Raw genomic sequence first — 10000 nt, 5'->3', positions numbered from 1 at the left:
TGTTTGCTGCTACGAGATTTGAGTTTCTTGGCTACTTGGCCAGTGCACTCAATATCGTATGAGCAATCTTGATCCGCTCAGGGTTAGGGTAGTTTTTGTTGGCCAGGATCACGATGCCGATGTCTTTCGACGGCACGTACGCCACATAAGCACCGAAGCCGCCCGTTGAACCGGTCTTGTTGATCAGCACGTTTTCCGGTTGAGGTTGCGGCGGGGTCAGCCACTGGACTTCGTGAGCCTCCATCGCCATCTGCGTCGAGTTACCCGCCAGTAATTTATCGAGGGTGACCGGGTAATGGTAGAACTCCCAACCCAGCCCCTGAGTCATCTCTCCGACCTTGTAATACCCAGTGTGAGTGATGGCGACTGCCCGCTGCATCGGCGTTTCAAGCCCCGACGGTTTCATGTTCGCTTCAACATACCGAATCAGATCCGCCGCGCTGGTTTTCACCCCATAAGCCTCCGAATCCAGTGCCCCCGGCCCAACCCGTACAGGTTTGTCTTCCTTGTTGTAACCCTGAGCGTAAAGCCCCATTTGAGCTTGCGGCACCTTGAGGTAAGTGTGTTTCAGCCCGAGTTTCGGCAGCAGGGTTTTTTCCATCACGTCATCAAACGGCGCGCCCATGCTTTGGGCGGCGAGGTAGCCGAACAACCCCAGGCTCGGGTTCGAATACAGCCGATGGGTGCCGGCGGCATAAGTCGGTTTCCACTGCTTGAAGTAGCCGAGCATCTTGTCCGGTGCATCGGCATCGTCGGGGAATTGCAGCGGCAGGCCACCGGCGCTGTAGGTGCCCAGTTGCAGCACGCTGATGTTATCGAACGCGCTGCCACGCAGTTCCGGCAGCACGCTGCTGGCCTTGTCCGACAGGGACAATTTGCCGGTGGCCTGAGCGTAGGCGGCGAGGGTGGCGGTGAAGGTTTTGCTCACCGAGCCGATTTCGAACAGGGTGTCTTCGGTGACGGCTTTGCCGTTTTCCTTCGAGGCCACGCCGTAGTTAAAGTAATGAGGTTGGCCGTTGACGGTAATCGCAACCGCGACACCGGGGATCTGCTGTTGCTGCATCACCGGTTCGATGGCGGCTTTCACGATGGCTTCAATGCGGTCATCAGCAACGCAATGACCGGCGCTGAGGAAAAGTGCGAAAGCGCTGTAGAGCGCGAGTTTGTTATGCATGATTGATTCACTTTCCATGAGTTCAAGGGTGTTAACCGCTACACTCCGAGCGGCTTTTCAATCCGGGTTGCTGATGGGCGAGCCAATCTATGCAGTCTGCCGAGGTTCGACAACCGATGATATTTCGGACGAGCCATTAGAAAAATTTGGGAGTGGGCATGATCCGGCCTCAATTACCGCTCAATGCATTGCGCGCCTTCGAGGCCTCCGCCCGGCATTTGAGTTTCACCCGGGCGGCCGTTGAGTTGTGTGTCACACAGGCGGCGGTGAGCCATCAGGTCAAGAGCCTTGAATCGCAACTTGGCGTGACCCTGTTCAAGCGCTTGCCCCGCGGGCTGATGCTGACCAGCGAGGGCGAAACCCTGCTGCCGGTGTTGCGCGAGTCTTTCGACCGTATCGCGCAAACTCTTGAGCGATTCGAGGGCGGACATTTTCGCGAGGTATTGACGGTCGGCGCAGTGGGGACGTTCGCGGTAGGCTGGTTGTTGCCACGGTTGACGGACTTCCAGGCGAAACATCCGTTCATAGATTTGCGCCTGTCGACCAACAACAATCGCGTGGATGTGGCGGCTGAAGGGTTGGATTACGCGATTCGGTTTGGTGCAGGAGCCTGGCACGGGATTGAAGCAGTCAGGTTGATCGAGGCGCCGTTATCGGTATTGTGCGTTCCCGAAATTGCCCGGCAACTGAAAACACCGATAGACCTGTTGCAGCAAACGCTGTTGCGTTCTTATCGCACGGACGAGTGGCCCGAATGGTTTCAGGCCACCGGCCTCTCGACCCACGCAGCGCCGCCCCGAAGCATCGTCTTCGACTCGTCGCTGGCAATGATGGAAGCGGCGCTGCAAGGGGCGGGCGTGGCATTGGCGCCGCCGCTGATGTTCGCCCGACAACTGGCGGCGGGTGCAATCGAGCAACCGTTCGCCATCGGGATCACCACCGGCAGCTACTGGCTGACCCGTTTGCAGTCGCGCCCTGAAACGTCGGCGATGACGGCGTTCAAGGGCTGGCTGCTGCAAGCGACACACCTGTAGGAGCCGAGCTTGCTCGCGATAGCGGTTTGACCGACAGAGGAGATGTCGAATGCTATGGCCTCATCGCGAGCAAGCTCGGCTCCTACAGGATCGCGGGATTTCGATAGACCTAGCGCACCAGGCACGGCCGCTTGTTATCGAACTTCCAACCGGGAATCAGAAACTGCATCGCCACGCTGTCATCCCGCGCGCCCAGTCCCATGCCTTTGTACAACTCGTGAGCCTTGGCCAGTTGATCCATGTCCAGTTCAACGCCCAACCCGGGTTTCTTCGGCACCTGCACGCAGCCGCCAACGATTTGCAGCGGCGCTTTGGTCAGGCGCTGGCCGTCCTGCCAGATCCAGTGGGTGTCGATGGCGGTGATGTCACCCGGCGCGGCGGCCGCGACGTGGGTGAACATGGCCAGGGAAATATCGAAGTGGTTGTTGGAGTGCGAACCCCAGGTAAGGCCCCACTCATGGCACATCTGCGCCACACGGACCGAGCACTGCATGGTCCAGAAGTGCGGGTCGGCCAGCGGAATGTCCACTGATTGCAACTGGATCGCGTGGCCCATTTCCCGCCAGTCGGTGGCGATCATGTTGGTGGCGGTTTTCAGACCCGTGGCCCGACGGAATTCAGCCATGACTTCACGGCCCGAATAACCGTTTTCCGCGCCGCACGGGTCTTCGGCGTAAGCCAGTACGTGATGCTGATCCCGGCACAGGCGAATGGCTTCCTTGAGTGACCACGCGCCATTCGGATCGAGGGTGATGCGCGCATCGGGGAAGCGTTCGGCCAGGGCGGTGACGGCTTCGATTTCTTGATCGCCACTGAGCACGCCGCCCTTGAGTTTGAAGTCCTTGAAACCGTAGCGCGAGTGAGCCGCTTCGGCCAGACGCACCACGGCGTCGGCGGTCATGGCTTTTTCGTGACGTACGCGGAACCAGTCGTTGTCGGCGTCCGGTTCGCTGCGGTAGGCCAGGTCGGTTTCGTTGCGATCACCGACATAAAACAGATAACCCAGCATCTTCACTTCATCACGCTGCTGGCCTTCGCCGAGCAGGGCGGCTACCGGCACGTCAAGGTGCTGGCCCAAGAGATCAAGCAGGGCGGCTTCCAGGCCGGTGACGGCGTGGATGGTGATGCGCAAATCGAACGTCTGTAACCCGCGACCGCCAGCATCGCGATCGGCGAAGGTCTGGCGCACTTGATTGAGGATCTTCTGATACGTGCCGATCGGGCTGCCGACCACTAATGAGCGAGCGTCTTCGAGGGTCTGGCGAATGCGCTCGCCGCCCGGTACTTCACCGACGCCGGTGTGACCGGCGTTGTCTTTGAGGATCACGATGTTGCGGGTGAAAAACGGCCCGTGGGCGCCGCTCAGGTTGAGCAACATGCCATCGTGGCCGGCCACCGGAACAACCTGCATGCTGGTGATGATCGGGGCTTTGGCGGTTTCTTGTGTGTTCATTGTCATGTCCTTCAAAACAGTGCTCTTACATGAGTGTTCAGGCGTGATTGGGCGCTGGTTTGGCCAGTGCAGCAGGTGCGGATTTCGGTTTGTTGCGTGCGGCGAAGACGATGATTGCGGCAATGATCGAGGTCGCGGCCAGGCCGTACAGCCCGCCCTGAATCGAGCCGGTGCGTTCTTCCAGCAGGCCGAACGTGGTCGGCGCGACAAAGCCGCCGAGGTTGCCCACCGAGTTGATCAGCGCGATAACGCCTGCCGCGATCCGTGCATCCAGATAGGCCTGAGGAATCGGCCAGAACAGCGATGAGGCCGATTTGAAACCCAGCGCAGCAAAGCAGATCGCAACGAAGGCGAAGATCGGCCCGCCGGTGGTGGACATGAACATCCCGGCTGCCGCGATCAGCAGGGCAGCGGCGACCCAGGCTTGTTGATGCTTCCATTTGGCCGACAGTGAAGCGAAGGCGTACATGCCGACGATCGACAGCAACCATGGAATCGAGTTGAACAACCCGACCTGAATGTCGCTCAGGTCGCCCATCTTTTTGATGATGCTTGGGAGCCAGAAGGTCGCGGCATAAATGGTCAGTTGGATGAAGAAGTAGATCAGGCAGAACAGGATGATCTGGCGATCCTTGAGCAGCTTGCCCAATGACGGTTTGATCGGCGTCGCGGCTTCGCGGGCCAGTTGTTCGTCGTCGATGGCTTTGACCAGCGCGTCTTGTTCGGCGCGGCTCAGCCATTTGGCGTCGTGAGGTTTGGAGTCCAGCCAGAACCAGACGAACACGCAGAGCCCGACCGAGAACATCCCTTCAATGAAGTACATCCATTGCCAGCCGTGCATGCCGAAACCGCTGATTTGCAGCAGTAACCCGGACAGCGGGCCGGAGATCAGCGAAGCTATCGCCGAGCCGCTGAGGAAGATGGCAATCGCCTTGCCGCGTTCAACGCCAGGCAACCAGCGGGTGAAGTAATAAATCACTCCGGGGAAGAAACCGGCTTCGGCCACGCCGAGCAGAAATCGCAGAATGTAGAAGTGGGTTTCGTTCTGGATGAAAGCCATGCCAGCGGCGACCAGGCCCCAGGTCAGCATGATGCGGGTCAGCCAGATTCGCGCGCCGACTTTTTGCAGGAGGATGTTGGAGGGGACTTCAAACAGCGCGTAACCGATGAAGAACAGACCGGCGCCGAGGCCGTAGGCGGCAGCGCCGATGCCCAGGTCATGTTCCATGTGGGCGCGGACGAAGCCGATGTTCACGCGGTCGATGTAGTTGACGATGAACATGATCACGAACAGCGGCAGAACATGGCGTTTCACTTTCGAGATGGCGGACTTCAGGACCGAATCGGCGCCATCGTTCATCCCGGATATGGATGTATTCACTGCGTTATCTCCCACTGATTATTTTTATGCGGGGTGTGACTGGGTGTTGCTGTGTTGATAGACATCATACAACTACGTTTTTTCGTCGCGCAAGGGTCGTTGTCCAACAAAATGGCGCTTGATGAGAGGTTTGTTATTCATTTTGCAGCAATGGATGACCTTCGTAGCGGCCCTGTATGCGCGATTTGTTGAGTGTTGTCATACAAGTTGATCGGAGTTTTCCTGAGATTCCCGTCCAGCGCAGTGCTACGATTCCGGTAGCCCCTTCGGATGATCGCCATGCAAGAAAACCTCGACGCGCCTTCCCGCAAGCGCACCCACAACCTGGCCCATGACCTGGTCGCCAAACTGACCCAGAGCATCTTGCTCGGGCAGATGCTGCCCGGTGACAAGCTGCCGTCCGAGAACACGATTGTTCAGGAGCACGGCGTCAGTCGCACGGTGGTGCGCGAGGCGATCTCGAAATTGCAGGCGTCCGGGTTGGTGGAGACCCGGCACGGCATCGGCACCTTTGTTATCGAGCGAGCACCGGAGCAGGGACTGCGGTTGAACGTCGATACCGCGCTGGGGGTGCGCAGCATTCTGGAGTTGCGCATGGGCCTGGAAACCCAGGCCGCCGCACTGGCGGCAACCCGTCGCACCGAGCATCAATTGGTACAGATGCGCGAAGCGCTGGACGACTACCAAAGCCTGCTGGCCAACAACGACAGCTGCGTCGAAGCCGACAAGCGCTTCCACTTGCTGATCGCCGAAGCCACCGGCAACGTGTGCTTCACCGAAATCATGCAGCACCTGGGCAGCGCCATGATCCCGCGCACCCGCGTCAATGCCGCCGAGCGCGGCGCAGTGGACTTGAGCAAGCTCGGGCAACTGGCCAACCTTGAGCACGAGGCGATTCTCAATGCGATCAAACGCCAGGACCCGGATGCGGCGCGGGCGGCCATGTGGCTGCACCTGACCAACAGTCGCGACCGGTTTTCGGCCGATGGCTGATCACCGTTTGTCTACTCGATAGCACCTCATCCGCGGCCCTGATTCCAACGAGTACGGCCCAGATTTGCTGGATCTCATCAGTGAGGTGCGTCATGGCTAACGATTCGATGTTCCAGGGTGGAACGCCCAATACCGACCCCACCCGACCTATTTCCGGCACCGACGAGCCGCGCATGGATCACGACGCGCCACCCGGCATGGACCCTTCGCGGGACCCGGCCGAGGTCGACACTGATCGACCTGAAGACTGGATGGACCCTGATGCGGCCGAGGACGTGCCTCCGCCCGATGAACCAACACCGCTGTCCGATGACAGGCGATAAAAACAACCGGCGCATGGCCAATGCCAGTCAGTTAAGGCGCAGAACCTGTGGGAGCGAGCCTGCTCGCGATAGCGGACTGGCAGACAACGTATGTGTTGAATGTAAGACCGCCATCGCGAGCAGGCTCGCTCCCACAGGTTCTGCGCCTCAACACAGATCAGACGCTAGCCACCTGAACCACCGGCCTGCGCTCCAGATTCAATGCCAGTACGCTGACCAGCACCACCAGTGCTCCCGCAACGATCATCAACGTCGGCCGCTCGCCCAGCGCAAAAGAGGCAATCGCCATGGCGGTCGGTGGAATCAGGTACAGCGTCATTGTCGCGCGGCTCAAATCCACATGAGTCAGCACATAGGCCCAGGCGAGATACGCAAGGGCACTTGGGAAAATGCCCAGCCCGATGACCGCAAGCTGCACTTCAACCGGAGCGGTGATGACCTGGCTCACCAGTCCCGGGAGATAAACCAACAGCAGCAGCGTCCCGAACCAAACCGTGTAACACACCAATGTCAGCCCGTCGTAGCGCCGCGAGTGATGCTTCTGCAAGGCAAAGTAGAAACTCCATGACACCGCCGCCAGCAGGATCAACAAACCATGGGCATCGATGCTCCCCAGTCCGTGATCCCCGGCTACCACAATCACCACGCCGATCAATCCCAGAAAAACGCAGCCCCAGCGCCACACGCTCACCCGGTCGTTGAACACGAAACGCGCCAGCAACGTGCTGAACAACGGCGTTGATTGCGCCAGCACACTCGAGGCTCCGGCGCTGACACTTTGCTGGCCGAAATTCAACGCGACATGGTGCAGGCTCACGGCAAAAAAACCGAGCGCGAACAGCAGCGGCAAGTCACGCCTGTTCGGCAGGCTGATGCCTCGGAACACTGCGATCACCGCCATGAATGCCGATGCCAGCAGAAACCGCAGCAAGGCCAGATGACCAGGATCATAGGCCTGCAAACCGATGTGAATGCCGGTCGGCGAGTAACCCCAGCAGCCGACCACAAATGCCATGGCCAGGAAGATTTTGACGGGAGAGCCGGAGGAGGGCGTGAGTGACTTCATGATCGGGCACCTGTAGGCGAATGCACCCAGTATCAGAAGCCTGACTGTTCTCCACAACTGACTTATAGTGCGTCAACTCTTCACTTTAGGTGATGTATGGAGCTGGCACAGATACGCATGTTCAAGACCGTCGCCGAGGTCGGCAGCATCGCTCGGGCAGCCGAGCTATTGCATTGCGTGCCGTCGAATATCACGGCACGGATCAAGTCCCTGGAAGCGGAGCTGGGTGTCGCGCTGTTTCTGCGCGAGGGCCGAGGGCTGCGAATCAGCCCGGCGGGGCAGACCTTTCTGGCGTATGCCTCGAAAATTCTCGCCCTGACGGCGGAAGCCAAGCGCGCGGTGGACCCTTCGGCCGAGCCGTCCGGGCCGTTGCGCATTGGCGCCATCGAGTCGTCGGCGACCGGTCGATTGCCGCGTTTGCTGGCGAAATTCCACAAGCGTTTCCCGGCGGTGGCGCTGGAGCTGACCACCGGCACCTGGAGCCAATTGCTCGACGACACGCTCAATCACCGGCTCGACGGCGCGATCGTCGCGGTGGATGTCGAGCGCTCACACCTCAAGCGCACGCCGATGTACCGCGAGGAGCTTTTGTTGATCGCCTCGACTTCACTGGGGCCGGTGCGTGACATCGCGGATTTGCAGGGCAAGACCGTGTTCATGTGGCCCCAGGGCTGTCCCTACCGGGCGGCGCTGGAGCATTGGTTGCTGCGGCAGGGGCAGGCGTTGCCGATTGTCAGCCTGGCCAGTTACGGAGCGATTGTCGGCTGTGTCAGTGCCGGGGCGGGTGTCGCGCTGGTGCCAAAAGGCGTGTTTGATCAGTACGCCAAAGGGGCGGGTTGCGCAGGGTATGAGTTCCCCGAGCTGACGGCGATCGACAACCTGTTTTACTGGCATGAAAACGCCGGGGTTCACCCGGCGCGTGAGGCTTTTGTGGGGATGTTGCGGGAGGAGTTCACGGCGTAATAGGCGTCGGGTCTGAAAGCCACCCCTCACCCCAGCCCTCTCCCCAACGGGGAGAGGGGGAAAGGGGGCCGATCTTCAAGCCTTTCAAACCTGAGTTCGACTCGGAATTTCAGGTCGATGTAGCTCTAAGAAACAACTCGGTCAGTCCCCTCGCCCCCTTGGGGCGGTCCGACGTTTCGGGAGGGTTAGGGTGAGGGGTGGATTCAAGATACACCCACATCCCGCATCAATAACCCAAACCTCAAATCCACCGCATCCGGAATCGGCAAATACACCGTATGCCCATCCCCCGGTGCCACTTCGATAGGCTCGCCCCTGAGGTTTTGCAGTTGATGCAAGTCGAATTGGAAGTTGCCCTTGGGCGTCATCAGTTCCATGTGGTCGCCCAAACCAAATCGGTTCTTCACCTTGACCTCCGCCATCCGGTCACGCCGCTCGCCGGTCAACTCGCCTACAAACTGCTGCCGCTCCGACACCGAACTGCCGTGCTGGTAGTTCTGGTATTCGTCATGCACATGCCGCCGCAGAAAACCTTCGGTGTAGCCGCGTTGGGCGAGGGATTCCAGATCTGTCATGAGACTGCGGTCGAACTCGAGACCGGCCACCGCGTCGTCGATCGCCCGGCGGTAAACCTGAGTGGTGCGTGCGCAATAAAAATGGGATTTGGTCCGGCCCTCGATTTTCAGTGAGTGCACGCCCATCTGCGTCAGGCGCTCGACGTGCTGCACCGCGCGCAGGTCCTTGGCGTTCATGATGTAAGTGCCGTGTTCGTCTTCGAAGGCCGGCATCAGTTCATCGGGCCGATTGGCTTCCTGCAGCAGGAATACCTGATCGGTCGGGGCGCCGATGCCCAGGGTCGGTTCGGGCTGGAAGGTCTGCACGATTTCGCCTAGCTGGTTTTCAGTGGCCTCTTGCGCCGAATATTTCCAGCGACAGGCGTTGGTGCAACTGCCCTGATTGGCGTCGCGCTTGTTCATGTAACCCGACAACAGGCAGCGACCGGAATAGGCCATGCACAAGGCGCCGTGGACGAACACCTCCAGCTCCATCGCCGGGACTTGCTCGCGGATTTCGGCGATTTCTTCCAGGGACAGTTCCCGCGACAGGATGATCCGGCTCAAGCCTTGTTGCTGCCAGAACTCGACACTGGCCCAGTTCACCGTGTTGGCCTGTACCGACAGGTGAATCGGCATCTGCGGATAATGCCGGCGCACCAGCATGATCAAGCCCGGGTCGGACATGATCAGCGCGTCCGGCGCCATGGCAATTATCGGCGCCAGGTCTTTGAGGAAGGTTTTTAGCTTGGCGTTGTGCGGGGCGATGTTCACCACCACATAGAAGCGCTTGCCTTGAGCCTGGGCCTCTTGAATGCCGAGGGCCAGATTGGCGTGATCGAATTCGTTGTTGCGCACCCGCAGGCTGTAGCGCGGTTGACCGGCGTACACCGCATCGGCGCCGTAGGCGAAGGCATATCGCATGTTTTTCAGGGTGCCGGCGGGGGCCAGCAGTTCTGGAGGTAGGAGAGTCATGGCAGAGTCGGTCACAAAAGCTGCCGAGAGTAAGCGGCTTGCCCGCGAGGTTCATTGATCTGGATCTATGCTTGATGAACAAAC

The 10000-nt window shown here is 59.6% G+C and carries 9 protein-coding genes; 4 read left to right on the top strand and 5 right to left on the bottom strand.

What is annotated here, in order from left to right:
* Window positions 1-31: 31 nt before the first annotated feature.
* Window positions 32-1174 (bottom strand): class C beta-lactamase, encoded by a 1143-nt coding sequence (gene ampC / locus PMI27_RS16740; RefSeq protein ID WP_008148353.1) that lies wholly within the window; start codon window positions 1172-1174, stop codon window positions 32-34.
* Window positions 1175-1332: 158 nt separating this feature from the next.
* Between ampC and PMI27_RS16745 the strand changes: the two genes are divergently transcribed.
* Complete coding sequence (locus PMI27_RS16745) at window positions 1333-2208, top strand: LysR family transcriptional regulator (RefSeq protein ID WP_008148354.1); 876 nt, start codon at window positions 1333-1335, stop codon at window positions 2206-2208.
* Between the two features lie 109 nt (window positions 2209-2317).
* Here PMI27_RS16745 and gudD read toward each other — a convergent pair whose 3' ends face one another.
* The gene (gene gudD / locus PMI27_RS16750) at window positions 2318-3661 is read right to left on the bottom strand and encodes a glucarate dehydratase (RefSeq protein ID WP_008148357.1); all 1344 of its coding nucleotides are present in this window, start codon (window positions 3659-3661) and stop codon (window positions 2318-2320) included.
* Between the two features lie 37 nt (window positions 3662-3698).
* On the bottom strand, window positions 3699-5042 hold the full coding sequence (locus tag PMI27_RS16755; RefSeq protein ID WP_008148360.1) for an MFS transporter: 1344 nt from the start codon (window positions 5040-5042) through the stop codon (window positions 3699-3701).
* Window positions 5043-5321: 279 nt separating this feature from the next.
* On the opposite strand from PMI27_RS16755, the gene PMI27_RS16760 reads away from it, so the two are divergent.
* Both PMI27_RS16760 and PMI27_RS16765 read left to right on the top strand, forming a co-directional pair.
* Window positions 5322-6035, top strand: a complete 714-nt coding sequence (locus PMI27_RS16760; protein ID WP_008148362.1) for a FadR/GntR family transcriptional regulator — start codon at window positions 5322-5324, stop codon at window positions 6033-6035.
* A gap of 92 nt (window positions 6036-6127) precedes the next feature.
* The gene (locus PMI27_RS16765) at window positions 6128-6358 is read left to right on the top strand and encodes a hypothetical protein (RefSeq protein ID WP_008148364.1); all 231 of its coding nucleotides are present in this window, start codon (window positions 6128-6130) and stop codon (window positions 6356-6358) included.
* A gap of 157 nt (window positions 6359-6515) precedes the next feature.
* On the opposite strand, the gene PMI27_RS16770 is transcribed toward PMI27_RS16765, so the two are convergent.
* Window positions 6516-7424, bottom strand: a complete 909-nt coding sequence (locus tag PMI27_RS16770) for a DMT family transporter (RefSeq protein ID WP_008148366.1) — start codon at window positions 7422-7424, stop codon at window positions 6516-6518.
* A gap of 96 nt (window positions 7425-7520) precedes the next feature.
* Between PMI27_RS16770 and PMI27_RS16775 the strand changes: the two genes are divergently transcribed.
* Window positions 7521-8387 carry a LysR substrate-binding domain-containing protein gene (locus tag PMI27_RS16775; protein ID WP_008148369.1) on the top strand — a complete coding sequence of 289 codons (867 nt, stop codon included), beginning with the start codon at window positions 7521-7523 and terminating at the stop codon, window positions 8385-8387.
* Window positions 8388-8590: 203 nt separating this feature from the next.
* Here the strand turns inward: PMI27_RS16775 and trhP are convergent, their stop codons facing one another.
* Entirely contained in the window at window positions 8591-9916 is a 1326-nt protein-coding gene (gene trhP, locus PMI27_RS16780) for a prephenate-dependent tRNA uridine(34) hydroxylase TrhP (RefSeq protein ID WP_008148372.1), read from the bottom strand.
* Window positions 9917-10000: the final 84 nt, after the last annotated feature.

It is taken from the genome of Pseudomonas sp. GM41(2012) (assembly GCF_000282315.2).
Taxonomy (GTDB): Bacteria; Pseudomonadota; Gammaproteobacteria; order Pseudomonadales; family Pseudomonadaceae; genus Aquipseudomonas.
The sequence above is the reverse complement of the archived record's forward strand: the minus strand, read 5'-3'. Positions and strand labels throughout refer to the sequence as shown.